The organism is Cryobacterium sp. 10I1, assembly GCF_035019805.1.
Lineage (GTDB): Bacteria > Actinomycetota > Actinomycetes > Actinomycetales > Microbacteriaceae > Cryobacterium > Cryobacterium glucosi.
In genome coordinates, this window is sequence record NZ_JASJVF010000656.1 from 1 (window position 1) to 269 (window position 269).

1 protein-coding gene is annotated in these 269 nt (G+C 74.7%); it reads right to left on the bottom strand.

Features of this window, described 5'->3' with window-relative positions; translation table 11 throughout:
* On the bottom strand, positions 1-269 hold a 269-nt coding region (locus tag QN345_RS20205), incomplete at both ends, for a TIGR02679 domain-containing protein (RefSeq protein ID WP_323509262.1).

Sequence of the window (269 nt, forward strand, 5' to 3'; positions counted from 1 at the left end):
AGATATCACGCCGCCGGGAAGCCCGAGCGCGAGCACGGTCGAGGACAGCTCGTCCACGACAACACCCGACTGCTGCCACGCGTCCCGCCGCCACCGTGATCCGTTCCCGGCGGGTTGCCCGGACGCGGCCGCCGCGAGCCCGACCGCGATCGGCCCGAGTGGACTCTTCGGGTCGAGCGCATGCGCGTCCCCGAACAGGCGCGCCGCGAGCACGCCGAGAGCCTCCCCCTCCGCAGGCAGGGCGCGGGCGAGCACACCGAGCTGGAGGG